The 24278-nt window shown below is 62.7% G+C and carries 23 protein-coding genes and 1 pseudogene; 13 read left to right on the top strand and 11 right to left on the bottom strand.

Annotated features, from left to right (window positions below; translation table 11 throughout):
* Positions 1–173 precede the first annotated feature (173 nt).
* From HDE78_RS10565 to HDE78_RS10550, 4 genes are all read right to left on the bottom strand, one after another.
* Complete coding sequence (locus tag HDE78_RS10565; RefSeq protein ID WP_179479048.1) at positions 174–917, bottom strand: pyridoxine 5'-phosphate synthase; 744 nt, start codon at positions 915–917, stop codon at positions 174–176.
* A gap of 93 nt (positions 918–1010) precedes the next feature.
* Positions 1011–1649 (bottom strand): 4'-phosphopantetheinyl transferase superfamily protein, encoded by a 639-nt coding sequence (locus HDE78_RS10560; RefSeq protein WP_179479046.1) that lies wholly within the window; start codon positions 1647–1649, stop codon positions 1011–1013.
* A gap of 69 nt (positions 1650–1718) precedes the next feature.
* Positions 1719–3659 (bottom strand): acetate--CoA ligase, encoded by a 1941-nt coding sequence (gene acs / locus HDE78_RS10555; protein ID WP_179479032.1) that lies wholly within the window; start codon positions 3657–3659, stop codon positions 1719–1721.
* Positions 3660–3951: 292 nt separating this feature from the next.
* A complete protein-coding gene (locus tag HDE78_RS10550; protein ID WP_179479030.1) occupies positions 3952–4212 on the bottom strand; it encodes a GlsB/YeaQ/YmgE family stress response membrane protein in 261 nt (86 codons plus the stop codon).
* 309 nt (positions 4213–4521) lie between these two features.
* On the opposite strand from HDE78_RS10550, the gene HDE78_RS10545 reads away from it, so the two are divergent.
* Entirely contained in the window at positions 4522–5661 is a 1140-nt protein-coding gene (locus HDE78_RS10545; protein WP_179479028.1) for a PA0069 family radical SAM protein, read from the top strand.
* 162 nt (positions 5662–5823) lie between these two features.
* Here the strand turns inward: HDE78_RS10545 and HDE78_RS21075 are convergent.
* From HDE78_RS21075 to HDE78_RS10520, 6 genes and pseudogenes are all read right to left on the bottom strand, one after another.
* Positions 5824–5984 (bottom strand): annotated as a pseudogene (locus HDE78_RS21075) (IS3 family transposase); the annotation flags it as partial.
* A 96-nt stretch (positions 5985–6080) separates the two neighbouring features.
* The gene (locus tag HDE78_RS10540) at positions 6081–7646 is read right to left on the bottom strand and encodes an asparagine synthase-related protein (protein ID WP_179479026.1); all 1566 of its coding nucleotides are present in this window, start codon (positions 7644–7646) and stop codon (positions 6081–6083) included.
* 114 nt (positions 7647–7760) lie between these two features.
* The gene (locus HDE78_RS10535) at positions 7761–7925 is read right to left on the bottom strand and encodes a hypothetical protein (RefSeq protein WP_179479024.1); all 165 of its coding nucleotides are present in this window, start codon (positions 7923–7925) and stop codon (positions 7761–7763) included.
* Positions 7926–8505: 580 nt separating this feature from the next.
* A complete protein-coding gene (locus tag HDE78_RS10530) occupies positions 8506–10557 on the bottom strand; it encodes a S9 family peptidase (RefSeq protein ID WP_179479022.1) in 2052 nt (683 codons plus the stop codon).
* A gap of 146 nt (positions 10558–10703) precedes the next feature.
* Entirely contained in the window at positions 10704–11615 is a 912-nt protein-coding gene (locus tag HDE78_RS10525) for a patatin-like phospholipase family protein (RefSeq protein WP_179479020.1), read from the bottom strand.
* Between the two features lie 88 nt (positions 11616–11703).
* On the bottom strand, positions 11704–12768 hold the full coding sequence (locus HDE78_RS10520) for a class 1 fructose-bisphosphatase (protein ID WP_179479130.1): 1065 nt from the start codon (positions 12766–12768) through the stop codon (positions 11704–11706).
* A gap of 175 nt (positions 12769–12943) precedes the next feature.
* Here HDE78_RS10520 and HDE78_RS10515 point away from each other — a divergent pair, with 175 nt between their 5' ends.
* The 9 genes from HDE78_RS10515 to HDE78_RS10475 all read left to right on the top strand — a co-directional run bounded on the left by HDE78_RS10515 (position 12944) and on the right by HDE78_RS10475 (position 20776).
* Positions 12944–13552: a DJ-1/PfpI family protein gene (locus HDE78_RS10515; RefSeq protein ID WP_179479018.1), complete on the top strand. Its 609-nt coding sequence runs from the start codon at positions 12944–12946 to the stop codon at positions 13550–13552.
* Positions 13553–13563: 11 nt separating this feature from the next.
* Positions 13564–13779, top strand: coding sequence for a hypothetical protein (locus HDE78_RS10510; protein ID WP_179479016.1), 216 nt, complete (start codon positions 13564–13566; stop codon positions 13777–13779).
* A 7-nt stretch (positions 13780–13786) separates the two neighbouring features.
* Positions 13787–14491, top strand: coding sequence for a YafY family protein (locus tag HDE78_RS10505; RefSeq protein WP_179479014.1), 705 nt, complete (start codon positions 13787–13789; stop codon positions 14489–14491).
* Positions 14492–14573: 82 nt separating this feature from the next.
* Positions 14574–15182 carry a ParB/Srx family N-terminal domain-containing protein gene (locus HDE78_RS10500; protein ID WP_179479012.1) on the top strand — a complete coding sequence of 203 codons (609 nt, stop codon included), beginning with the start codon at positions 14574–14576 and terminating at the stop codon, positions 15180–15182.
* A gap of 10 nt (positions 15183–15192) precedes the next feature.
* Positions 15193–16860, top strand: coding sequence for a SulP family inorganic anion transporter (locus HDE78_RS10495; RefSeq protein WP_179479010.1), 1668 nt, complete (start codon positions 15193–15195; stop codon positions 16858–16860).
* Between the two features lie 108 nt (positions 16861–16968).
* On the top strand, positions 16969–18690 hold the full coding sequence (locus HDE78_RS10490) for a DUF885 family protein (protein ID WP_255457754.1): 1722 nt from the start codon (positions 16969–16971) through the stop codon (positions 18688–18690).
* Positions 18691–18823: 133 nt separating this feature from the next.
* On the top strand, positions 18824–19222 hold the full coding sequence (locus tag HDE78_RS10485; protein WP_179479008.1) for an MbcA/ParS/Xre antitoxin family protein: 399 nt from the start codon (positions 18824–18826) through the stop codon (positions 19220–19222).
* Positions 19223–19346: 124 nt separating this feature from the next.
* Positions 19347–20036 carry an RES family NAD+ phosphorylase gene (locus HDE78_RS10480; RefSeq protein WP_179479006.1) on the top strand — a complete coding sequence of 230 codons (690 nt, stop codon included), beginning with the start codon at positions 19347–19349 and terminating at the stop codon, positions 20034–20036.
* Between the two features lie 44 nt (positions 20037–20080).
* A complete protein-coding gene (locus tag HDE78_RS10475; RefSeq protein WP_179479004.1) occupies positions 20081–20776 on the top strand; it encodes an SGNH/GDSL hydrolase family protein in 696 nt (231 codons plus the stop codon).
* A 25-nt stretch (positions 20777–20801) separates the two neighbouring features.
* Here HDE78_RS10475 and phhA read toward each other — a convergent pair whose 3' ends face one another.
* Positions 20802–21689 (bottom strand): phenylalanine 4-monooxygenase, encoded by an 888-nt coding sequence (phhA, locus tag HDE78_RS10470; protein WP_179479002.1) that lies wholly within the window; start codon positions 21687–21689, stop codon positions 20802–20804.
* A gap of 143 nt (positions 21690–21832) precedes the next feature.
* On the opposite strand from phhA, the gene HDE78_RS10465 reads away from it, so the two are divergent.
* From HDE78_RS10465 to HDE78_RS10455, 3 genes are read left to right on the top strand one after another with little or no spacing between them, the layout of a single operon-like run.
* The gene (locus tag HDE78_RS10465; protein ID WP_179479001.1) at positions 21833–22309 is read left to right on the top strand and encodes an Lrp/AsnC family transcriptional regulator; all 477 of its coding nucleotides are present in this window, start codon (positions 21833–21835) and stop codon (positions 22307–22309) included.
* A 41-nt stretch (positions 22310–22350) separates the two neighbouring features.
* Positions 22351–23163 (top strand): lysophospholipid acyltransferase family protein, encoded by an 813-nt coding sequence (locus tag HDE78_RS10460; RefSeq protein ID WP_179478999.1) that lies wholly within the window; start codon positions 22351–22353, stop codon positions 23161–23163.
* On the top strand, positions 23160–24197 hold the full coding sequence (locus HDE78_RS10455) for an alpha/beta fold hydrolase (RefSeq protein WP_179478997.1): 1038 nt from the start codon (positions 23160–23162) through the stop codon (positions 24195–24197). The genes HDE78_RS10460 and HDE78_RS10455 overlap by 4 nt, the downstream gene beginning before the upstream one ends.
* Positions 24198–24278: the final 81 nt, after the last annotated feature.

The following is a 24278-nucleotide window of genomic DNA, read 5'->3' as shown; positions in this document are numbered from 1 at the left end:
CGGAATCGGCAACCTGTTTCTGGATAGACGACCTCGGCCTTCCAGGCCGAGGTCCGTCAAAATATCCAAGACTCGCTACCCCGTGAATCGAAAGGCTGCTCCGCTTAAGTGAACAGCATTACGCCCTGTGCGGGGTTTTTCTTTGCCTTGGAGGCCGTCTAAAGAGGCGAGCCCTACTGCAACAACTGTACGTAGCTGCGCACCGTTGCCGCCAGGCCGTCGTAAAGCGCTTCGCCGATCAGCGCATGGCCGATCGATACTTCGGCCAGATGGGGAACCGCGGCCTTGAACGCTCCCAGGTTGGCCTGGCTGAGATCATGGCCCGCATTGACGCCCAGTCCCGCCAGATGCGCGAGCCGCGCCGCATTCGCACACGCGGCCAGAGCGCCGCGCGGTTTGCCTTCGGCAAACGCGTGCGCAAAAGGGCCGGTGTAGATTTCGATGCGCTCTACCCCAATGGCCGCTGCCGGTTCGAAGCGCTCGGCTTCAGCATCGACGAACAGGCTCACGCGACAGCCGAGATCGAGCAACTCGTGGACCAGCGGACGCAAGCGATCGATATCGCGATCAAGATCGAAGCCGTGATCGGAGGTGATCTGCCCATCGCTATCCGGCACCAAGGTCACCTGCGTCGGGCGTACCTCACGGGCTAGCTCGATAAGCCCTGGATACTCTCCGCGTGCGGCCGCGAAAGGATTGCCTTCGATGTTGTACTCCACACGACCGCGAAGCAGCGCTGCAAGTGCACGCACGTCGTCCGGCCGAACATGCCGCAGATCGGGGCGCGGGTGCACGGTGATGCCGCCGCACCCGGACTCGATGCAGGTCTGCGCGGCTTTGCAGATATCCGGTTCGCCGCCGCCGCGCGAATTGCGCAGCACGGCGATCTTGTTGAGGTTGACGCTAAGCAGGGTCATGTCGTTTAAACGATTCCTTATGAGAGAGGTCGGCAGCAAGGTCAGCGCAAAGATTAACCAGTCAGGGCGAAAGACGCCGTAAAGCCCGAGTCATCAGACCCCTATCGTCCAGCAGTGGATCTTTCTTGCTGACCCACGCCAGGCCAGCGCGGCAACGTAGTCAATGCCGACGTCCAGCCGCTGCAACTGCCACGCTGAGGCATCATCATCATCGAGCCAGCGCAACACAGGTTGGTCTTGAATGCTCGCTACATGCAAACGATCGAGGCCAAACGCGATTCCTCGCCCCAATGCCTTGAGCACTGCCTCTTTTGCCGTCCAAAGGTTCAGAAATAACGTACTGCGAGCATTCAACGGCGTCGATGTCAAAACCGCGAGCTCACCTTTGCAAAAATAGCGCTCGGCGATATCCAGCGCACGCGGGCGATCGCGCCGCCGTTCGATATCGATGCCGGGCATGCAATGCCTTCCAATGGCGATCAGGGCACAGTCGCCGCTGTGAGACCAGTTGAATCCCACCACAGCGCCGTGCCGCCTATCGAGTTCAGGCCGGCCGAATTCACCGTCGATCAAGCTCACTTCGCTGCCCGATATTCCAAGATAGGCGCCGAGCACATTCTGCAGAGGCTGCCGTTTTTGCCGCCGCTCATAGGGCAGCAAAAACACGTGCAGGTCGTGATCGCCCAGCTGCCCGGCGATCAAGCCGAGACCACGCATGTCGGTTGACTTCATGCCCGGATTTTAGCGCGACTGCGGTGTTCTCGCCGCCTCGCCAGACAAAGCGTGAACCCATCTGGACGGCTATTTGATCAATCGCTCATCCACCAGGCTCTTTACGACACCCGGATCGGCAAGCGTAGAGATGTCACCCAGTTGATCGGGCAGGTTCTCACCGATCTTGCGCAGGATGCGCCGCATGATCTTGCCCGAACGTGTTTTCGGCAAACCCGGTGCCCACTGGATGTAATCAGGCGTGGCGATAGGCCCGATTTCCTTGCGTACCCACGCTACCAGCTCCTTGCGCAGCTCGTCGCTGCCCTCGATGCCCGACACCAGCGTGACATAGGCATAGATGCCCTGGCCCTTGATATCGTGCGGGCAGCCGACCACGGCCGCCTCCGCGACTTTCGCATGCGCCACCAGGGCGCTCTCCACCTCGGCCGTACCGATGCGATGACCACTGACGTTGATCACGTCATCCACGCGGCCGGTGATCCAGTAGTAGCCGTCCTCGTCGCGTCGCACGCCGTCACCGGTGAAGTAGTTGCCGGGATAGGCGCTGAAATACGTTTCGATGAAACGCTGGTGATCGCCGTAGACGGTACGCATCTGCCCCGGCCAGGAGTTCGTGATCAGCAAGTTGCCTTCCGTCGCCCCCTGCTGTACTTCGCCATTCGCATCGACGATCGCCGGCTGAATGCCGAAGAACGGCAGCGTGGCCGAGCCCGGTTTGGCATCGGTGGCACCGGGCAGTGGCGTGATGAGGATGCCGCCGGTCTCAGTCTGCCACCACGTGTCGACAATCGGACAGCGCTCGTCGCCAACCACGCGGTAATACCACTCCCACGCTTCGGGGTTGATCGGCTCGCCAACGGTACCGAGCAGACGCAGCGAAGCGCGCGATGCCTTCTTGACCGGCGCTTCGCCCTCACGCATCAGTGCGCGGATGGCCGTGGGCGCGGTGTAGAACAGCGTCACCTTGTGCTTGTCCACCACGTCCCAGAAGCGGCTGTAGTCGGGATAGTTTGGCACGCCATCGAACATGACGGTGGTGGCGCCGTTGGCCAGTGGACCGTAAACCACGTAGCTATGGCCGGTAATCCAGCCGACGTCGGCGGTGCACCAGTAGACATCGTCTTCGCGCAGATCGAACACGCACTCGTGCGTGTAGCTGGCATAGACCAAATACCCGCCGGTCGTATGCAGAACGCCCTTGGGTTTTCCGGTGGAACCGGAGGTGTAGAGAATGAAAAGCGGATGCTCGGCTTCCACCGGTTTGGCCGGGCATTCAGCCGTCTGGCCGTCCATCAGATGATGGTAGTAGCGGTCACGCGGCGACTGCATCGGCACGCTGGCGCCCGTGCGGCGAACCACGATGACGGTTTCCACACTGTTTGTACCGGGACGATCGAGGGCCGCATCGACATTGGTCTTCAGCGCGATCTTCTTACCGCCGCGCGTGCCTTCGTCGGCAGTGATCACCAGCTTGGCGGTGAAGTCGGCAATACGTCCGGCCAGTGAATCCGGCGAGAATCCGCCGAACACCACCGAATGGATCGCGCCGATGCGCGCGCACGCCAGCATCGCGATCGCCGCCTCGGGAATCATCGGTAGATAAATCGCGACGCGATCGCCCTTGGTCACGCCGAGGTGCTTCAGCGTATTGGCGAACTTGCAGACCTCGGCGTGCAGCTCGCGATAGCTGATGCGACGCGACTCGTTCGGATCGTCGCCCTCGAAAATGATCGCCGTCTTGTCGCCACGCTCGGCCAGGTGCCGGTCGAGGCAATTGCTGGTGACATTCAGTACGCCATCTTCATACCAACGAATATGCAGATCTTTCGGATCGAACGAGACGTCGCTGATCTTGCTCGGCGCCTTGTTCCAGTCCAGCCGATCCGCTACGCCGGCCCAGAAACTGTCCGGGTTCTCGATCGACTCGGCATAAAGCCTTTCGTAATCCGCCTTGCGCAAACGCGCGCCGGCAGCGAATTCGGGTTTGACCGGATAAAGCTTGGACATGATGAGCCTCGCGTTTGGCCGGCTAAAAAGAGCAGCCGGCAGGGAATCGTCATGGCGTTTCGCGCCATAGCCAGTGGCCGAGTGTAATACCGTGGGTCGCCATGCTGTTGACGCGCGGCACAAGATTTCGCGATGGAAACGCACTCGATTTTTCCATGGCGCAGAAATGCAAAACGCAACAGCTCGCGCTGTTGCGTTTTGCGACACATCTTCCATTGAAACGTCTCAATGCCGGCCAATCAAACCGACGCGGGATCAGCCCTCGTCGACGAAGACGGGACCGCCCTCGCGATCACGCCCTTCTAAACAGGCCGATGATGACGAGCAGGACAATCGCACCGATCATTGCGTGGATGATGCTGGTGACGATCGGTCCGATAATCACGAAATGAACCCCCAGCGCCGGCAGCAGCCAGCCGGCCAGAAACGCGCCGATGATACCGACCACGATATTGCCGAGCAGGCCAAAGCCAAACCCGCGCACGATAAGCCCTGCCAGCCAGCCCGCCATGGCGCCGATGAAGAGAAAAATAAGCAAGCCGTAACCGGTCATGGAAAACTCCAGATTGGACGAGGCAGGAAGAATGGTCGCAGTGCCCCGGAACTGCTGACCGCGGAGCATCGGTCTATTGCCGTGCAGCCACCGTGACGGTAGCCGTGCGGCGAGGAAAACACCACATCGGGCTCACAGTCCCGACTCATTGAATTCTTGCCTCCACGCAACCGCTCCCCAAGATGCATCATAAACCGGTCGATGAGCGTTGCGTATGCGCCCAAGCAGCAGATGCGGCCACCAGCCATTTGTGCAAAGGCTTCGCAAGATGTCGCGACTGCTGAGACGCTCTCGCGGCATCATCGGAGCATGGATCACCCGCCACCGGACGACCACGACCTGCTGTCGAGCCTTCCTGACGATCAGCCAGCCTCGCTAGCGCGAGCAGTGAAGGGCCGTGGCGCCGCGTCCAATCCCGAAGGCCGATTCGAAACCGTTCGCCATCAAGCAGAAGACGACGGCTGGTCGCATGCGCTACTCGACGAAACGGCGCCACGCCCGCGTACCGAAGTCACCGAAGAGCGTGCGCGCAGCCTGATCAGTCGTAACGACTCGCCGGATATCCACTTCACCCAGGCCATCAATCCTTACCGGGGCTGTGAGCACGGCTGTATCTATTGCTTCGCGCGGCCGTCGCACAGTTATCTCAACCTCTCCCCTGGCTTGGACTTCGAAACCAAGCTGCGCGCCAAGAGCAATCTTGCCGAGGTTCTACGCATCGACCTGGCCAAGCGCGGCTACGTCGTCAGCCCGATCAATATCGGTAGCAACACCGATCCCTACCAACCCATCGAAAAACGCTGGCGGCTGACCCGCGCCGCGCTGCAGGTGCTGGCCGAATGCCATCACCCTTGCACCATCGTGACTAAGAACGCGCTGGTCGAGCGCGACCTCGACATCCTGGTGTCGATGGCACGCGAGAATCTGGTGCAGGTGTTTATCTCGATCAACTCGCTGGACAACCGCCTGGCCGCCAAACTCGAACCGCGTGCCAGCGCGCCGCATCGTCGCATCAAGGCCATCCGCACGCTCGCCGACGCGGGCGTCCCCGTTGGCGTGCTGGTGGCGCCGATCATTCCGGCGCTCAACGACAAGGACATGGAAGCCGTGCTTGAGCAGGCGGCCGATGCAGGCGCGCGCTGCGCCGGCTACACCACGCTGCGCCTGCCGTACGAATTGAAGGCGCTATTCCGCGAATGGCTGGCGCTGCATGTGCCGCAGCGCGCCGACCATGTGATGAGCCTGGTGCAGCAGATGAACGGCGGCCGCGATTACGACAGCGATTTCTCCACCCGCATGCGCGGGCAGGGCGTCTTCGCCGACCTGCTGCGTCGCCGTTTCGACATAGCCAGTCGCCGGCACGGTTACGCGCGCTCGCGCGAACTCGTACTCGATATCTCACGGTTCGTACCGCCGCAAAAACCGTCGCCGCAGGGCGACCTTTTCTAAAGCAACCACCTCGGCTTATTCGGCAGGGAAAGAAAGGATGTGGCCGCTGCATCAAATCCCGTCAGCACCTTTGGCTCAGCCAATACATCGCTATACCGGGGCGCCCATGAGCCTTGCCCATGTCATCCGATGCTGGCCGGGCGCCATCGCCGAAAATTTGGCGCTGAGCGACACCTTCAGGCATCGATACATCAGCTGGACAGGATAAAGATCGAGACAGCGTTGGATCGTCGGATCCCTCAGCTCGATTCCCTGGCGAAGAACTCTGCCGCATCGCGCAAAAAATCTCTCTCCTTCTTCATCCGGTCCAGCTCGCGCTTGAGCGTGGTCGTCTCCAGTCGGTGTCGCCAATGGCCTAGAACCCCGGTGCCCATGTGCGCATGCTGGAAAATCGGAGTCAACGTCTACGGAATTCGATTTCAGGCAATCTGTCGAACGAAACGCTCCAGCCAAAGGAATGAGATCAAGGGTGCCGTTAGCGCACGTGCGCGCGTCACTACCAGCTCGTCCAACAGCTGGAGTACGGCGTCTCGGTTGACGAGCCCCAGGTCGGCAAGGGCGCACTCGCGCAGTTGCGTGGTTATCGTCTTGGCGTGATGTGCAATTAACTCGGGGAGAACGTGAGCGAACGTTTCTTTGCAATAACTTCTTGGAAATATTTCACCCAGTTTGGCCCGTAAATATCGCCACATCGTTTCCCGATCTTTTCGGCTCTGGAGAGGCAGGCGCCGACAAAAAGAAGCCAAATGTGGATCGCTCAACGGATTGATCGGCCAAAGACCTCGTCGAAGCAGGTGGGGAGCCTGGCACATACTCGAAGCCAACACCGATGCAGATAGCGGACCGACGGGAGCGTCAAACCCACTGATCGAGCAGGATGAATTAAGCGCTCGGGGCGTCAACAATAATTCCGCGCGACGCTTGGCCTCTGCAACCACAATGTCGCTTTTGCCTCCGGCGGATCGCTCCTCATTTCGATACGCCGGGAACAGTTGGTCTCCGCCAAGACCGGTGAACAGAAATTCGCTGCCCTGCGTTCGAGCGCTGTCCCACAAATTCTCGAACGCTTCGAGATAGAACTCAGCAAGTGGATAGTCCGGTCGACTTGCGCTTGGCTGTAGATCGAGCGTCGGCGGGAATGAATCGATATTTACGGCCGTATCGCGAAGACCAAGCTTTTCAATAAGCATGCGCCGGCGTTCGGCCTGGAGTTGACTGTATCCGTCATCGAGCAGGACTCCCAGACTTATGATGTTCTCATGCGATTGAGCCAGAGCGCATGCAACGGTCGCCGAGTCCATGCCGCCGCTTAACTCGACGGCCATCCGCTTCGGGGTGGGTCGAATCGAAATCGCACGATGCAGCAGTTGCTCGAATCGCTCTACGCCGTGGTCAATCAATGCTTCTTCGGAAGGCGATATGGTTTCAGCAGGTGAAGGATATACGTAACGGCTTTTGCCCGGCTCCGCGTAAAGCGTGGCTCGTTCTGTCAGCATAAGAACGCCCGAACATAATTGCCTCGCGGAATAATCGGCGTTGAGTGCCAGACGCCTGCTGGCCATCTCCAGATCAATGGTTGTAGGCCGGGAAAAAAAGTCGGCCAGATCATAGGAAAGTTCCACCGCGTCATCGGTGACCCGGCAATAGACTGGCGCCGATCCGAGAAGACCGGCGCGCAACTTCAGTCGGCACCCAGCCTGAGCCACTTCGATCATCAGATAATCAAGCGGCCATAAAAGAGCCTCTTTGTAGAGCTGGTTGAATCGATCGGCGTCGACCAACGCGCCCGCATCTCCTTTGTCCCATTCGACATCCCGGCAACGCTCGCGCACCGTCGCGAACCACTGCCCCTGCATGCGAACCACGATGGTCTCCACGGCGCAGTGACGGTAGGGAGCGATCTGGCTTTCCCCGAAGAACAGGGCATCATTTCGCCACTCTGGCGGCTGCTGGAGGTCGGAAAAAGCAACATTGGCCTTGATCATGGATACTCGATTGCCTGTGATCGGTGCCGTTTGGTCATCGGAGTTTTCGAACAAAAGAACGCCGCCTGATGGCGGCGTTCTTTATCGCCACGTCTCAATAGAATCGCCGTGGTTTTAGCCGCCTGGCTGGGTGGAGTACCAGCGAGAGTCTTCGCCAAGATATGGCTTCATTTCGCAGACGCCCGGCGCCGCGATGTTTTGCATGGGTTCGTCGAGCTGAATGGCGAACGGGTTGGATTGAGAATCCTGCTTCTCAAACTTGGCATCTTGCAGTTTCATCACGAAGTTCCTCTTCCTAGATATCGCCATGTGGCGACAAACTGAACCTACCATCGTGCCCATGATTAGTTCGGATGACTGGGTCACAGTTCTGTCTGAAACGATATGGAATCGAGTGCAACAAGCATTGACTCATCCGGCCGATCGACCCGTGATGAAAATCAAACTGCCGATTCGTCGCTTCGACGCTCGGGTCGGCCGGAACGCCCAGCGAGAAGCTGTGTGGAGCACGGCATTCGCCGAAGGGCTTGGCGGTCCCGACGCGTTGGCCCTGTCGAAGCCGATCCGACGAAATGGCTCCCGGCGGCTATCCGGAGTTGGTTCGTGCACAGCAGCAGGCCGTTACCGATTTAGCCATTCGTATCGCTTCGACGGCGAGATCGTGGCGACGTTGCAGCGATTCGAGCTGCTCAACGCCGTAGAAAATCGGCAGGTATGCATTCACGCGCTTCAACGCTACTGCGTCAAGCGTTTATCGTTTCATTCAACGGAAGGCGCTGTTCCGCGAATGGCTGGCGCTGCATGCGCCGCAGTGCGCCGATCAGGTGATGAGCCTGGTGCAGCATTCGAACGCAGCGGATTACTTCGACGCAGGCAGATATTTCTCGAACCAGCCCAGCGCACGCTGCAGCACGTCGCGCTGATGCACGGGGTCGACGAAGTGATGGCCTTCGTTGGGATACACCACCAGCGACGTCGGCACGCCCTGCGCGCGCAGCGCATGCCATAGTTCGAACGACTGCGGCGCGGGGCATTCGGCGTCACGGTCGCCCACGACGATAAGCATCGGCGTCTTGATCTGCTTGACGAAATTGATCGCCGAACTCTTTGCGTAGATCGCCGGATCGTCGTATACGGACTTGCCGAAGAACGGGATCATCCACTGGTCGATCAGATTCTCGCCGTAATAGCTCTGCCAGTTCGAAATGCCTGCGCCCGCAACCACGGCCCGAAAACGCTGCGTCTGCGTGGGCGCGAACATGCTCATGAAACCGCCGTAGCTCCAGCCGGTCAGGCCAAGCCGTTTGTCGTCCACCGGCAGCTTTTTCTCCACCGCATCGACGCCGGCCAGCGTGTCACGCAGGTCGCCATAGCCGAAGTCCTTGCGGTTGGCCTGCACGAACGCCTCGCCCTGGCCAAAGCTGCCGCGCGGATTGGGCATGAGCACGAAATAGCCGAGCGTCGACAGCGGCGCCGAGCCGAAGCCGACCGATGGCCAACGCGGAATCATCGCCGCGGACGGACCTCCATGCACCATCACAATCATTGGATACGACTTGCCGGCATCGTAGCCGGCGGGATACAGCAGCCAGCCCTGCACGTGTCGACCTTCGTTATCCCACTCGACCGATTCCGCCTTGCCCCATGCTGGCTTCAACGCGGCGTTGATCGCGGTGACCGCCTTGGGCGGCGTAGTGCCCAGTGCACCAGCGTGTACCTCCGGCGCCTCAGCGTACGAGCTTTGCACGAACGCCACCTGCGCGCGATCGCGCGACAGCGCCAGCGCCATGTCCGCACTGCCATCGCCGATGCTTGCCGGCAGGTTGAACAGCACGCGTTCCTGCGCAGCTTTGTCGGCATCGACACGGTATTCGGCCACTTCACTATCGCCGCCGCGTACCTGGGACACCAGCAGCTGCTGGTTGCTGTTCCAGCTCAGCCATGCCGGCGAGACATGAATGCCGGGGGTGAGATTGGTCGGGCTGCCACCGCGGGACAATACGGCATAGATATCGCCGCCGGTCGAACCCTGATCGCTCATCAGGCCCCCGATAAACGCGATCCGCGAACCGTCGGGCGACCAGCGCGGCAGCGCGATCTGCAGGCCGTGCAGATCGCCACTCACGTTGCCGGGATCGACCAGCACAGTCGGCGCAGCGTTTGTCTGTGCGTTCTGCACATACAGTTTGGCCACCCACCAGTTGTTGTCGCCAGGGGCCGGTGCCGAAACATAGGCGATGCGCTGCGCGTCGGGCGACCAGCTGAATTCGTAGACGTAGCTGGCGGCCGGCGTGAGCATCTGCGGCGCACCGCCAGTGGCAACCACAGTGGCCACACGCTGCACCTCGAGTCCGTCCACACCCACCTCGCCGGAGGCGGGTTTGGCCGCCGACACGGCGCTGGCGCGGCGGGTGGCCCCTTCCACATAGAGAAAGCCCAGACGGCTGCCGTCGCCCGACCAGCTCAGCGCCTGCGCGTTGCCGTTCAACGTGGTGAGTACCACGGGAGCCGTCTTGCCCAGGGCGTCGGCGAGCACGATCTGAGAAGCGCGCGACTTATCCTTGCGTTCTGCACCGTGGCAATCGGAGATATAGGCGAGGTGGCGCGAGTCCGGTGCCCAGGCGATTTCGTCCTGGCTGCAGCTACCGGACTTGGCGGACGGATCCGCGGCGCGCGCGTGGCTGCCATCGGCATCCGCTATTTCAACGCTCGGCTTGTCGTCGGATTCCACGACCCAGGCCAGCTGCCGGCCGTCGGGCGACAGCTGCGCCGCGTGGATCGACTTTACCTTGCCCAGCTGGGTCAGCACGTTCTGGATGCGCGGATCGACCGTCGTCGGCGCTTCGGCAAGTACCGCCGGTGCAGCTGCCAGCAGGGTTAGCAAGATGGCGATGCGGAGACGGCAGGTCATGACAGATCCCAGGGACAGTGATCGGCCAAACTAGCAGCGCCTCGCCACGGTTCCAAGTGACGGAAGTCCCGGTCGAGCGTGCCGATGCTGGATCGGGTATGGCTCCCACAACCGGCAACGCCGCGTGGCGGCCTTCGCACGTTTGCCTATGGCGTGACCGGCGCCAGCATGAGACTGGCCCGTCGCGCGGCCACCGCCGCCTTGATCGCCGGCATCGCCGCCAGCGTGGCGCGCTCGCCTTCGAGAATGGCCTGGTTCTTCTGCTCGAAATCGGTGGCGCCGATGCCGGTGATATTCGGCTTGATGACGAAGTCGGCGCGGGCCAGCTCCTGCTTGCCCAATTGGCGACCCATGATGGTGATCGACTGGCCGACGATGTTGACCATGCCCTGAGGATTGCTGCCGCTGGGCGTTGAAGAGATATCCACCGCGATCACGAAATCCGCGCCGAGCTGGCGCGCCGCGTCCACCGGCACAGGACTGACCACGCCGCCATCGACGTAGTGCTTGTCGCCGATCGACACCGGCTCGAAAACACCAGGGATGCTGCTGGAAGCGCGCACGGCCTGGCCGGTATTGCCGCGTACGAACACGGTGCGCTCGCCGGTTTCCAGCTGCGTGGCCACCGCGGCAAACGGCAGCTTCAGCTCCTGGATCGCGCGGTGGTTGACCGCCGTGTTGATGTAGTCCTGCAGTTTCTGCCCCTGCACCAGGCCCCCGGAAAAAATATGCACGTCGCGGATCGTCGCCTCGTCCAGCGCAAACGCCTGCTCCTGCAGCTGAAACGGATCCAGGCCGGCGGCATACAGCGAACCGACTACGCTGCCGGCACTGGTGCCGGACACCACGTCCGGATGGATGCCGCTGGCTTCGAGCATCTTGATCACCCCGATATGCGCAAAGCCCTTCGCCGCACCGCCGCCGAGGGCAAGGCCGATCTTCAACGTCACCGGCGCGGCGGCGACAGCCGGCAATGTGTTGTTGGGTTTGCTGTGCCCGGTACAGGCAGCCAGCGTCAGTGCAGCAAGCAGAAGCAGGAGCTGGCGGCGGAAGGGCATGAAGAGGGTGTGCCGGCGAAGGAAAAGGGAATGCTGCTATCGAAAAGCGGCAAAGCCGTGGCAGTCACGGGCGTTGCCGCTTGCAAGTTCACCCGATGGAACGGTCGACGTCGTCGACCTGGTTCTGCGCACCGTCGGCGATGAGGTGGTAGTGCGTGGCGACCTCGACTTCCTTCTTCGAGCCGAGGAACACCGGCACGCGCTGATGCAGTCCGGTAGGCTGCAACTGCATGATGCGTTCACGGCCGGTGGTGGCTGCGCCGCCGGCCTGTTCGATGATGAAGGCCATCGGATTGGCCTCGTACATCAGACGCAGTTTGCCCCCCTGCTTGAGGATCTTGGCATCCAGAGGGTAATAAAACACGCCGCCGCGGGTCACGATGCGATGCACGTCGGCCACCATCGAAGCGACCCAGCGCATGTTGAAATCCTTGCCGCGCGGGCCGGTGGTGCCGGCAAGCAGTTCGCCGATATAGCGCTGCATCGGCGGCTGCCAGTGGCGCTGGTTCGACATATTGATGGCGAACTCGGTAGCCTCCTCGGGAATGCGGATGCCGCGACGGCTGAGCATGAAGCTGCCGACCTCGCGCTCCAGCGTGAATTCGTGCGTGCCGTGACCGAAGGTCAGCACCAGCGTGGTCGCCGGGCCGTACACCACGTAGCCGGCGGCGAGCTGTTCCGTACCCGGCTGCAGAAAGTGTTCGGCCTTCGGTTCGGTCACATCGTCCGGGCAGCGCAGCACGGAGAAGATCGTGCCGACCGAAATATTGACGTCGATGTTGGAGCTGCCGTCCAGCGGATCGAACAGCAGCAGATGGTTGCCCTTCGGATAGCCGTCCGGAATCTGTTGCGGATCTTCCATCTCCTCCGACGCGCACGCGGCGAGGTGGCCGCCCCAGGCGTTGGCTTCGAGCAGGATCTCGTTGGAGATCACGTCGAGCTTTTTCTGCGCCTCACCCTGCACGTTGATGCTGCCGCCTTCCCCATCGCCAGCTTGCATGCCGAGCACGCCGCCGAGCGCGCCTTTGTTGGTGGCTACCGCGATGCGCTTGCAGGCGCGGGCCACCACTTCGATCAACAGGGAAAGCTCGGCATTGATGTGGCCGGCGCGGCGCTCCTCGATCAGGAACTGGATCAGCGAAATGGGTTTTATCGGGCTCGGTTTCATGGGGCGGCCAGGGTGAACGAAGCACGCATTGTCCCGGCTCCGGCTGAACCGCGCCAGCCGGGTCGGCGAAAAGGCGAATGATCATGCCGTCGCCCCACTACTGACAGCACGTTGGCAGCAGGAGGCGGCCAAGCTGTGTATCCACCAGGGAGGAAACGCCATGCGCGATACGGTTTATTTTCTGATTTTCGACGGCTTTGCCGATTGGCAGGCAGCGCTGGCGCTTTGCGAGATTCGCCGTCCGGGGGACTGGCGGGTGCAGACGGTCGGGTTCTCGCGCGCCGCGGTGATGTCGATGGGCGGCCTCGCGGTGCAGCCCGACGTGCCGCTGGGGCAGGTCGACCTGGGGCGTGCCGCCATGCTGATCGTGCCCGGGGGGCATCTCTGGCTGCGCGGGGAGGGCAGCGCAGCGGTGGCCATCCTGCGTGATGCTGGTGAGGCGGGAGTGCCTGTGGCTGGCATCGATACCGGCGTCGTGGCGCTGGGCCGCGCTGGCCTGCTCGACGACGTTCGCCATACCGGCAACTGGGCGGGACAGATCGCAGGGCAGGTTGCCGATTATTCGGGCGAGTCGCTATACGACGCTTCAGCGCTTGCCATCAGCGACGGCGGCGTCATCACCGCCAGTCATCTGGGCAGCGTGGAGTTTGCCCACGACATCATTCAGGCGCTGCATCTTTACAGCCCCAGCGATCGCGAGCACTGGTACCGACTGTTCAAGCATGCCCAGCTACCGCCGTGGTGGGTGGGCGAAACGGTGATGGCCTGAGAGGCGACACGATGAATTCGCCATGGCAGCGCCTGCTGAAGGCGTATCACCCGGTATATCAACGCGGCCTGCTGATGGACGGGCTTTACAAGTGGCCATCGGACAAGTCGTCGGAGGATCCTTCAAAGCCCGAATCGCGTCCGCGCCGCCGCATGCTGCTGATCGCGCTGACCGGGTGGCGCGCGATCACGTCCGACAGTGGCCGTGCTCGTCTGCCTCGGCGATGATGAGCGCATGCGTCGTGCCGATCGTCTCTTTCTCATCATTCATGCCCTGCGCGGTCGGCGTACCGCGCTGCAGGCGCGCCAGCTCGCGCAGACGCTGGGCGTATCGCAGCGCACGGTCTATCGCGACGTGTCGGACCTGCAGCTGTCCGGTGTACCGATCGAGGGCGAGGCCGGGGTCGGTTACGTGCTGCGCAAGGGCTCGGATATTCCCCCGCTGATGTTCACCGCCGCCGAGCTCGAAGCGCTGGTGGTCGGCACACGGTTCGTCCGTGCTTTCGCCGGCGCGCGCCTAGCCGATAGCGCGAAGACCGCCCTGCTGAAGATCGAGGCCGTGCTGCCGCCGGAGCTACGCGAACGCGCGGCGCATACGCGCATCTTCGCGCCGGTATGGCGCGACCAGCACCAGTCGGATTTCGCGACGATGATCGATCGCCTGCATGCGGCGATCGTAGCGAATCAGGTGTTGCAGCTCGACTATCGCGACGAAAGCGGACGCGTCAGCGCGCGCGAGGTCGAGCCGCTGTGCCTGTCGTTCTGGGGGGGCGCGTGGACGCTGGGGGCATGGTGCCGACTGCGTAAGGATTTTCGAAATTTCCGCCCGGACCGCATCCATACCTGCGAGCCGACGGGCGAAGTCTGTGCGGAAGTGGCCGAGCGAAATCTGGCCAGCTATCTGCGCGCCGTCGGCGGCGGCATGATGGATATCGGATAAGCCTTCACGGGGTATCCGTCACGGTGCACCGTGGCACGATCGCGAGTACGCTGGCACGCACTCAATCGCGAAGGTGTGTCGCATGCAACTCCATCATCCGCAGCTGCAGGTGGCACCGGCCGACCTGCGGCCGACCCAACTGACCGTGGGCTATGCCGAAGTGGCTGCCAAGCGTGCCGAGTGGGCAAAGCTCGCCAGAAAAAAGCGCAGGGAGCTGCTCGGCCGGCACTGGTTTCCCGGCGTGCTCGGCCCAGGCGGCAAGATCTACATCGTCGATCATCATCATTTGGGCCTGGCCCTGATCGAGGAGAAGGTCGACAGCGTGCCGGTGCTGGTGCAGCGGGATTTTTCCTGGCTGGAGCCCGCGGTATTCTGGCGCACGATGGAATTCAACCGCTGGGCGCACCCCTACGACGCGCACGGTCATCGCACCGACTACGACGCGTTTCCCGCCAAGCTCACCGACTTGACGGATGATCCTTACCGCACGCTGTCCGCGCAGGTACGCGAGGCTGGCGGCTACGCCAAGGACGCCACCCCGTACGCGGAGTTTTTATGGGCCGATTTTCTGCGTTCGCGGGTCAAGCTAAAGGGCAAGCAGCCCGGCAAGCGTGCGCTCAAGCAGTCGCTGGAACTGGCGCATACGCACGAAGCCGCCTACTTGCCCGGCTGGAGTGGCCTGATCGTATGAGTTCGGCCGCATGAGCGAGGCCGCCGCGGCCGCGCCGTCGCGATCGGCCGATCTGCTGGCCGGGCTGTCGATTGCGGGGCTGCTGCTGCCCGAAGCGGTAGCGTATTCCAGCATCGCCGGTCTGCCGCCGCAGGCCGGCGTCATGGCGCTGTTCGCCGGTCTGGTCTGCTACGGTGCGATCGGACGCAGCCGCTACGCCATCGTGTCGGCGACATCGTCATCTGCGGCCGTGCTGGCCGCGGCCAGCGTGGCGATCGGTGGCGGCGATCCGCTATTGCGCGCCGCGTTCGCTGCGCTGCTGGTGCTGATGACCGGCGCGTGCTTTCTTCTCGCCGGTGCGGCTCGACTGGGCGGCATTTCCAATGTGATCGCCAAGCCGGTGCTGCGCGGTTACGCGTTCGGTCTGGCGCTGGTGATCGCGGTCAAGCAGTGGCCGAATCTGGTGGGTTTGTCGGCGAAGCAGTCGAGTTTGCTGCCGTTGATCGTCGAGCTGCTGCGGCGCGTGCGCGAATGGCATTGGCCCAGTTTCGGCTGCGGCATCGCCGCCTTGCTGCTGCTGTTTCTGCTCGAACGCCTGCGGCGCCTGCCGGGTACATTGCTGGTGATCGTCGCGGGTATCGCCGGCTCCAGCTGGCTGGCTGTGCACGGCGTGGCGCTTACCGGCGTGATCCGTCTGGCGCTGAGCTGGGCGGCGCCGGCGCTGCCCGATCGCGCGCAGTGGCTGCCGGATCTGGAGCTCGCCGCGGCGCTGATGTTGATTCTGTATGCCGAGTCGTACAGTTCGATCCGCAGCTTTGCCTTGAAGCACGGTGAGGCGGTAGCGGCCAATCGCGATCTGGCCGCGCTTGGCGTGGCCAACGTGGTGTCCGGGCTGTTCCACGGCATGCCGGTGGGGGCGGGCTATTCCGCCAGCTCGGCGAACGAAGCCGCCGGCGCGCAGTCGCGGCTGGCCGGCCTGACCGCGGCCGCTACCGTGCTGGTGCTGGTACTGACCTGTCTGCCGTGGATCGAGCGGATTCCGGTGCCGGTGCTGGCGGCGATCGTGATCCACGCGGTAAGCAAGTCGCTGAGCCTGGATGTCTTCGCGCCATATCTGAAATGGCGGCGTGACCGGCTGGTGGCACTGGCCGCGGTAGTGGCGGTGATCGCGCTGGGTGTGCTCAACGGCCTGCTGGTGGCGATCGGCTTCAGCCTGGCGATGCTGCTGCGAACGCTGGCTACGCCGCGGCTGAGTGTGCTGGGCCGGCTGGCCGATAGTCACGATTTCGTCGATATCGCGCGGCATCCGCAGGCGCTGCCGCTGGCCGGGACGATGATTCTGCGGCCGGAGGAGCCGCTGTTTTTCGCCAACGCCGAGCCGATGCTGGCGCTGGCGCGAGCCCGCGTGCTGGCGCAGAACGATGCGCGGCGGCCAGCCGCGGCGGCCACGCCAGTGACGCGGGTGATCCTGAGCCTGGAGGAATCGCCGGACCTCGACAGCAGCGCGCTGGAGGCGCTCGCCGATTTCGCCGACTGGCTGCAGGCAAGAAATATCGAATTGCGGGTAGCGCGACTGAAGGAAGCCGTGCGTCAATTGCTGATGCTTGCTGCGCTGCCCCAGCTACCGGCGGCGGCGCTGGACTACTGGAGCGTCGAAGACGCTGCCAGCGGCAGCGAGGCTTCGGGCAAAGCCGGCTAAAAACGAACGTTGAAGGAGTGGATTTAAGTGAAGTCAGTGGCAGTGAAGAAAAAAGTGATGAAGAACAAAGTGACCACGAACATTGCCGCAAAAAAAATCCTGGTCGCGATGATTGCCGGCCTGCTGACCCTGCCGGCGTGGGCTGCTCCGAGCACCGCCGATACCTCGTTTCAGAATCTGTATCAGCAGGAATGGTCATGGCGCACCGGCCAGTCCGGCGTCAGCACCTCGGGCGAATCGCAGCCCAACGATGGCCGCCTCGACGATGTCGACGCCGCGAGCCAGCAACAGCGCCTCGCATATTGGCAGCACGTGCTCAAGCAGCTCGACGGCATCGATGCGAGCCAGCTGTCGCCGGCCAACCGCATCAACGCCGCGGTCTACCGCGAGCAGATCGGCAACTTCGTCGCCGACCAGCACTTCGCCAACTGGCAGATGCCCTTCAACAGCGACTCGGCGTTCTGGTCCGACGTGGGCTACGAGCTGGGTGGGGGCAATTTGCGCACGGTCGACGACTATCACAAGTACCTCGACAAGCTCGATCAGATCCCGGCGTATTTCGACCAGCAGATCGCCAATATGCAGCTCGGCCTCAAGCGCGGTTTCAGCGTGCCGCGCGCGGTACTCAACGGGCGCGACGTGTCCATCGCCGCCGTTGCCGATCTCAAGGATCCCACCGAAAGCGCGTTCTACCAGCCGTTCAAACATCTGCCGGATTCGATCGGCGCCGACGATGCGCAGGCGCTGCAGGGCGAGGCCGTGCAGCGCATCCGCGACGATGTGATTCCGGCCTACGCCAAGCTGCTGACGTTCTTCCGCAACGTGTACGTGCCGCAGGCACGCACCACGCTGGCCGCCGAGGCCATGCCCGACGGCAAGGCGTATTACCGCCAGCAGATACACGAGTACACCACGCTCGATCTGAGCCCCGATGCGATCCACCAGATCGGGTTGGACCAGGTCGCAAAGATTCACGCGCAGATGCTCGACACGATGGCGCAGACCGGCTTCAAGGGCAGCTTCGCCGACTTCCTGCATTTTCTGCGCACCGACCCGCAGTTCTACGCCAAGACGCCGCAAGAGCTGCTCGATCGTAGCGCCTGGGTGGCGAAAGAAGTCGACGGCAAAGTGGGCAAGCTGTTCGGCCATCTGCCGCGCGAGCGCTTCACTATCGAGCCTGTGCCCGACGCGATCGCGCCGTACTACACCTCCGGCCGCGGCGGTCCGGACGTCTATCTGGTCAATACCTACGACCTGCCGTCGCGACCGCTGTACAACATGCCGGCACTGACCCTGCACGAGTCTTACCCCGGTCACGCGCTGCAGCTGGAGCTGGCCGACGAACAGCACGATCAGCCGGATTTTCGCCGCAACGGTTACATCTCCGCCTATGGCGAGGGTTGGGGCCTGTACTCGGAGTTTCTCGGCAACGAGATGGGCATCTACAAGACGCCGTACGAGCAGTTCGGCTTTCTCAGCTACCAGATGTGGCGCGCCTGCCGCCTGGTGGTCGATACCGGCATCCATCACCTGGGTTGGACGCGCCAGCAGGCGATCGACTACATGACGCAGAACACCGCGCTGTCCGACCGCGAGATCGCCAACGAAGTGGACCGCTACATCAGCTGGCCCGGCCAGGCGCTCTCGTACGAGCTGGGCTATCTGAAAATTCTCGAGCTGCGCGCCAAGGCGGAAAAGGCGCTCGGCGCGAAATTCGATATCCGGCACTTCCATGACACCGTGCTCTCCACGGGATCGGTGCCGTTGCCGGTGCTCGAACAGCGTGTCGACCAGTTTATTGCCGACGGCGGGCCGGAGCCGAATTTCTGAAGTCCTTCGACCATAGCGTTCCGGTGGCGTCCATCCAAAGCGTTTCGGCCGTCCGGACGCGCTGATTCGGGCAAAACCGAGTAAACTTCTGTTGTAAAGTAAATTTGTCTATTACTTCACAGCGAGAATTTAAATGTCGGCCACTCCGCTGCCTCACGCGCTTCCCGCCGATGAACTCGGCGGCCCGGCCTTGCGCAGTTTCTTTGGCCTGGCCGACCGCTGGAATCTGCGCATCGCCGACCAGCGCAAACTGCTCGGCGACCCGCCGGAGTCGACGTTCTACAAATGGAAGCGCCAGCAGGACGGTGCGCCGGGGCGAGACACGATCGAACGGATCAGCTACCTGCTCGGTATCTGGAAGAACCTGCAGATTCTGTTTCCCGATGCCGCCCAGGCCGATGCCTGGCTGCACAAGCCGAATCAGGCGCCGCTGTTCGGCGGTCATTCGGCGCTGCAGCGCATGCTGTCCGGCAACGTCGCCGACCTGTATGTGGTGCGGCAGTATCTGGACGCGCAGCGGGGCGTCAGCTGAGGCTGAGCGGGCCGTCGCAGATGGCGATACGCGCTTGGCCCACGCTAGGACTTCCCAGCGCTAACGCTTTTCGATCAGGGCAACGCGCCGATTTGAAGCGATATAGCGCGTGACGAAAACTCCGATGCCCCATGCACTGCCACCCATCAAACGTATCCGCTGGAGCCACGCGTATCGCGTCGTGCCCAGCCGGTTTCCGCCAGTGGGCGTTTACGACCGCATCGCCGATCCGGCCGATCTCGATGCGGTCTTTGCGATCGAGGCGATGACCAATCCGCGCTTGCGCGAAGAGGCAGGGTCGTTGCAGCTGATCCCGAAAGATCGCCGCATCAGCGGGCCGGGCAGCACGCCGGTGATGGCCGCCTTTACCCACCTCAATCCCGAGGGCAGCCGATTTTCCGACGGCAGCTGGGGCGTGTTCTACGCCGCGCACAGTGTGGCGACCGCAGTAGAAGAAACCATTTATCACCGCCAGCAATTTCTGGCGGCTACGGCCGAGCCGGCGTGCGATATCGAGATGCGTTGCTATCGCACCGCCATCGCCGGCAAGCTGCACGACCTGCGCGGCGGCTGGCCCGAGGCGCAGGCCCCCGACAGTTATGCGGCGAGCCAGCGGTTGGCGCGGCAACTGCGCGATTTGAACTCCAACGGCATCGTCTACGACAGCGCGCGCCACCCCGGCGGCGAATGCGCCGCGGTGTTCTATCCCGACCTGATCGCGCCGTGTGTGCAGTCCGAGCATTTGATTTACCGCTGGGATGGCAGGCGCATCGCGATGGTACTGAGGGTTTCGAAGCTGGAACGACCGCGCTAATCTCGGCGCTGGCGCAGGCCTTTGACTTGCTTTGAGGATATAAAATGAGACGGTTCATGCTGCTGCTCTTGCTGGCGCTGCCGCTATTCGCACACGCGAGCGAGCCGGTTCCTGAATCCGCGGAGCAGGCGAAATGGGAGCCGGCCATCGCGGCGTTTGAAGCGGCGGACAGGCAGCAACCGCCGCCGCCGCGCTCGATTCTCTTTATCGGCAGCTCCTCGATCGAGCACTGGAAAAGTCTCGCGGCCGATTTCCCGGAACTCAGCGTGATCAACCGCGGCTTCGGCGGTTCGGAGCTGGCCGATTCGACTTACTTTGCCGACCGCATCGTGGCGCCGTATCACCCGCGCGCCGTCGTGCTGTATGCGGGCGACAACGATCTGCAGGACGGTCACAGCCCCGCGCAGGTGCGCGACGATTTTGCCGCTTTCGTGCGCAAGGTCAGGTCGGTCGACCCCGGTGTGCCGATCGCGTTCGTCGCGATCAAGCCGAGCATGGCGCGCAAGGTGCTGTTGCCTAAAGTGAGCGAGGCGAATGCCTTGATCAAAGCCTATGCAGCCACGCAGAAGCAAGTGACCTATCTGGACGTCTATACGCCCATGCTCGGCGCCGACGGCCAGCCGCAGCCGAAGTGGTTCGGCGACGATGGCCTGCACATGAACCGCACCGGCTATGCGCTGTGGATCGGCATCATCAGACCTTGGGTCGACAGGCAACGAGGCGATGCCGTGCCGCGCTGAGAGCCCGCCAGTGGCGAGCCCGGTCTCAGGCGTCGTCGTTTGTGGCAAACCCTTCGCGCGTGCCGCGGGTAAACACGCGCTCATCGCCGAGCACATCGCCGGCGTTGTGCGTCGGCCGCTGCTTGAGGCGGGCATAGATCGGCGTGAAGTCCGGATGGGTCGCTTCGAACAGCTGCTCAAAGCTGTCGATCACGAAGTAGGTCTGCTGGAATGTATCGATGCGGTAGCGCGTATTCATCACGCGCTCCAGATCGAAGCCGATGCGGTTAGGCGCGGCTGAATCCAGCGAATAGATCGACTCGCCTTTCGAGCTGACGATGCCGGCGCCATAGATGCGCATGCCTTCGCTGGTGTTGATCAGGCCGAATTCGACCGAGTACCAGTACAGCCGCGTGAGGTTCATCAGCGCGTCCGGACCGATCGCAAACGCCTTCATGCCGCCGCGGCCATAGGCCTGCATGTAGTCGGCGAACACCGGGTTGAGCAGCAGCGGCACGTGGCCGAACAGGTCGTGGAACAGGTCAGGCTCGCTGAGGTAATCGAGCTGGTCGGGCTTGCGGATCCACCAGCTCACCGGAAAGCGGCGATTGGCCAGGTGATCGAAAAACACCTCGTCCGGCAGCAGCCCTTCCACCGCCACCACTTCCCAGTCGGTGGCTTCGCCCAGCACCTTGTTGAGGTCGGCGAATTTCGGAATGCCGCCATCGCCCAGACCGAAGCGTTCGACGCCGGCCAGGAATTCCGCGCAGGCGCGACCGGGCAGCATCTCGCGCTGACGCTTGTACAGCGTGTCCCACACTTCATGATCGGTGCGCGAATAGCTGGCCCAGGGTTGTTCGACCACGCCCGTGGCATACACCGGTACATAACCACGATCGGTCTGTTGGTGTTCGACGCGGCGAGGGGTGTCCATGGCGCACTCCGGGTGGCAGCAGTTTCGGTTGAGTCGATAGTCTACGGCCGAAACCGCACATGAAGCTTGTTTAGTTGCTCGATATCGGGCTCTACATGCACTATTATTGCTAAAGAAAGATAAATACGGCAGGTATCGTGCACATGATGGCCCTGGACCGCACCGATCTTCGCATGCTGGCCGTGCTGCAGGGCGAAGGCCGCATCACCAACGCCGAACTGGCCGAGCGCGTGAGCCTGTCGGCCTCGGCGTGCCTGCGCCGATTGCAGCGGCTGGAGTCGGACAAGATCATCACCGGCTACGCAGCGCAGGTCGATCCGCAGGCCGTCGGGTTGGGTTTGCAGGCCTTCGTGCGCGTGCAGCTGACCAAGCACGAAAGTTCGGCGATCGAGAGCTTCGTCGAGCGCGTCAACGGCTGGGACGAAGTCGTGGCCTGTCACGCGCTGACCGGCGACATGGACTACCTGCTGCATGTCCACGTAGCCGACCTGCAGGACTTCTCGCGTTTCCTGCTCGACCATCTGCTCAATGCTGCCGGCGTCGCCGACGTCAACTCCAGTTTCGTCTTGCGCACGGTCAAGCGCTCGCCTTCGTTGCCGCTGACGCAAGTGAAACTTTGAACATTCAAGCGCTCGCTGATTAACGCTAAACTAACCGACTCATGAGCACCGCCACCACGACCGCCACCATGCCCGATCGCCTGCGCCCGCTGCGCTACCTCTGGCGCGTGCCGCTGCTGCTCGCCCACATCGTGCTGGGCATCGCGCTGGCGATGACCGTCACTTGGAATCGCTTCGCCGTAATGCGTAACGGCCACGAGCCGTTTTCGCATCGGCTGATCCGCTGGTGGTCGCGCATGCTGCTGCGGATCTTCGGCATGCATTCGGTGCGCATCGGTCAGCCGATGCCCGACGCGGTGCTGTTCGTCGCCAACCACACCTCGTGGATCGACATTGTCATGCTGCACAGCCAGCGCGCCGCGTGCTTCGTGGCCAAGTCGGAAATCGCGCGCTGGCCGCTGGTCGGCTGGATGGCGGCCTGCGCGGGCACCATTTTTCATCGCCGCGGCAACAACCATTCGCTTTCGTCGGTGATGCAGGTGATGGTCGAGCGCCTGCGCGGCGGCCGTTCGGTGGCCGTGTTTCCGGAAGGCGGCAGCGGCTACAACGGCGTGCTGAAGGTTTTTCATGCGCGGATCTTCCAGGCGGCGCTGGACGCCAACGTGCCGGTACAGCCGGTGGCCCTGCGCTTTGCACGCAACGGTGTACGCATCATCGATGCCGGCTTCCGCGTCAACGAAAGTTTTGTGCACAACATCGTGCGTCTGCTCGGCGAGGCGCCGATGGATGCCGAGGTGCATTTTCTGGCCGCCGTGCCGGCCTCGCCCGATGCGCGTCGCCGCATGGCCGAGCTGTCGCGCGAGCGTATCGAAGCGGCGCTTGGCGGGGCCGCGGCGAGTAAAGCGGCCGCATGAGCGTGTTTCGTTCCAAACTGCTGCGCGGCGCCGATTTCAATCCGCCGTGGCCGCTGCGCAGCGGCCACGTGCAGACCCTTCTTTCCTCCAGCGGCGTACGTCGCTATCTGCTGCCCCGTGCCGCGAAAACCGTGCTGATCGGTGCCGAGCCGATGATCGTCGACGGCGGCGACGGCGTGCGCTTGACTGGCGCCTACACGGCGCAGAAAACCCATCCGCAATCGCGCGGCCTGGCCGTGCTGTTTCACGGTTGGGAAGGCAGCGTGGATTCCACTTACGTGCTGCAGACGGGCAGCCGCCTGCTGCGCGACGGCTGGGACATCTTCCGGCTGAACTTCCGAGATCACGGCGAAAGCTTTGCCTTCAACGAAGCGCTGTTCCACTCCAACCGCATCGACGAAGTGATCCACGCGCTGGGCGATATCGCCAGCCGCTGGCCGTCGCGGCCGATGGCGCTGGCCGGGTTCTCGCTGGGCGGCAACTTTGCTTTGCGCGCGGCGCTGGCCGCGCCGAGCCGCGGTATTCCGCTTTCGTATGCGCTGGCAGTCTGTCCGATCATCGATCCCGCCGAGGGCCTGTTCTCGCTGGAGCGCAAGGCACGCTGGTTCTACAACGCGTATTTCATGCAGAAGTGGCGGCACTCCCTGCGCGCCAAGCAGGCCGCGTTTCCGCAGCAGCAGTATTTCGAGCTGTCCGAGCTGAAGCAGAACATGCGTGGACTCACCGAAGCGCTGGTGCTTCGGCACACCGACTTCGGCTCGCTGGAAGAATATCTGGACGGTTATTCGGTCGCCGGCAGCGCGCTGGCCGGCATGCAGATTCCGGCCACCATTCTCACTGCGGAAGATGATCCGGTGATCCCGATCAATGCGTTCAGAGAGCTGCAGCTGCCGCCGAATATCGAACTGGATATTTCGCGCTACGGCGGCCACTGCGGCTTTATCCGCAACTGGGGTATGACCAGTTTCACCGACGATTACATCGCCGACCGCTTCAACGCCATTGCGGACAGCGCGGTCGCCGGTATCGGCTGAGAGCCCTCCCGTGTTCGATGCCGCGCTGCGGTTTGACAGTGCCGTCGCGATCGCTTCCACTCCAGATTCTCCGTTCGATGC

It is taken from the genome of Rhodanobacter sp. K2T2, assembly GCF_013408815.1.
GTDB lineage: Bacteria > Pseudomonadota > Gammaproteobacteria > Xanthomonadales > Rhodanobacteraceae > Rhodanobacter.
Note: the sequence above shows the minus strand (reverse complement) of the source record. Positions and strands in the feature narration are given on the sequence as shown.

Bases quoted from the DNA above. Each gene is read 5' to 3' on its own strand.
- acs (WP_179479032.1), bottom strand. From the start codon at position 3,659: ATGTCCAAGCTTTATCCGGTCAAACCCGAATTCGCTGCCGGCGCGCGT.
- HDE78_RS10530 (WP_179479022.1), bottom strand. From the start codon at position 10,557: ATGACCTGCCGTCTCCGCATCGCCATCTTGCTAACCCTGCTGGCAGCT.
- HDE78_RS10550 (WP_179479030.1), bottom strand. From the start codon at position 4,212: ATGACCGGTTACGGCTTGCTTATTTTTCTCTTCATCGGCGCCATGGCG.
- HDE78_RS10515 (WP_179479018.1), top strand. From the start codon at position 12,944: ATGCGCGATACGGTTTATTTTCTGATTTTCGACGGCTTTGCCGATTGG.
- HDE78_RS10480 (WP_179479006.1), top strand. From the start codon at position 19,347: ATGCCCCATGCACTGCCACCCATCAAACGTATCCGCTGGAGCCACGCG.
- HDE78_RS10485 (WP_179479008.1), top strand. From the start codon at position 18,824: ATGTCGGCCACTCCGCTGCCTCACGCGCTTCCCGCCGATGAACTCGGC.
- HDE78_RS10535 (WP_179479024.1), bottom strand. From the start codon at position 7,925: ATGAAACTGCAAGATGCCAAGTTTGAGAAGCAGGATTCTCAATCCAAC.
- HDE78_RS10475 (WP_179479004.1), top strand. From the start codon at position 20,081: ATGAGACGGTTCATGCTGCTGCTCTTGCTGGCGCTGCCGCTATTCGCA.
- HDE78_RS10525 (WP_179479020.1), bottom strand. From the start codon at position 11,615: ATGCCCTTCCGCCGCCAGCTCCTGCTTCTGCTTGCTGCACTGACGCTG.
- HDE78_RS10455 (WP_179478997.1), top strand. From the start codon at position 23,160: ATGAGCGTGTTTCGTTCCAAACTGCTGCGCGGCGCCGATTTCAATCCG.
- HDE78_RS10545 (WP_179479028.1), top strand. From the start codon at position 4,522: ATGGATCACCCGCCACCGGACGACCACGACCTGCTGTCGAGCCTTCCT.
- HDE78_RS10490 (WP_255457754.1), top strand. From the start codon at position 16,969: ATGATTGCCGGCCTGCTGACCCTGCCGGCGTGGGCTGCTCCGAGCACC.
- HDE78_RS10560 (WP_179479046.1), bottom strand. From the start codon at position 1,649: ATGAAGTCAACCGACATGCGTGGTCTCGGCTTGATCGCCGGGCAGCTG.
- HDE78_RS10505 (WP_179479014.1), top strand. From the start codon at position 13,787: ATGCGTCGTGCCGATCGTCTCTTTCTCATCATTCATGCCCTGCGCGGT.
- HDE78_RS10495 (WP_179479010.1), top strand. From the start codon at position 15,193: ATGAGCGAGGCCGCCGCGGCCGCGCCGTCGCGATCGGCCGATCTGCTG.
- HDE78_RS10465 (WP_179479001.1), top strand. From the start codon at position 21,833: ATGATGGCCCTGGACCGCACCGATCTTCGCATGCTGGCCGTGCTGCAG.
- phhA (WP_179479002.1), bottom strand. From the start codon at position 21,689: ATGGACACCCCTCGCCGCGTCGAACACCAACAGACCGATCGTGGTTAT.
- HDE78_RS10565 (WP_179479048.1), bottom strand. From the start codon at position 917: ATGACCCTGCTTAGCGTCAACCTCAACAAGATCGCCGTGCTGCGCAAT.
- HDE78_RS10500 (WP_179479012.1), top strand. From the start codon at position 14,574: ATGCAACTCCATCATCCGCAGCTGCAGGTGGCACCGGCCGACCTGCGG.
- HDE78_RS10460 (WP_179478999.1), top strand. From the start codon at position 22,351: ATGAGCACCGCCACCACGACCGCCACCATGCCCGATCGCCTGCGCCCG.
- HDE78_RS10510 (WP_179479016.1), top strand. From the start codon at position 13,564: ATGAATTCGCCATGGCAGCGCCTGCTGAAGGCGTATCACCCGGTATAT.
- HDE78_RS10540 (WP_179479026.1), bottom strand. From the start codon at position 7,646: ATGATCAAGGCCAATGTTGCTTTTTCCGACCTCCAGCAGCCGCCAGAG.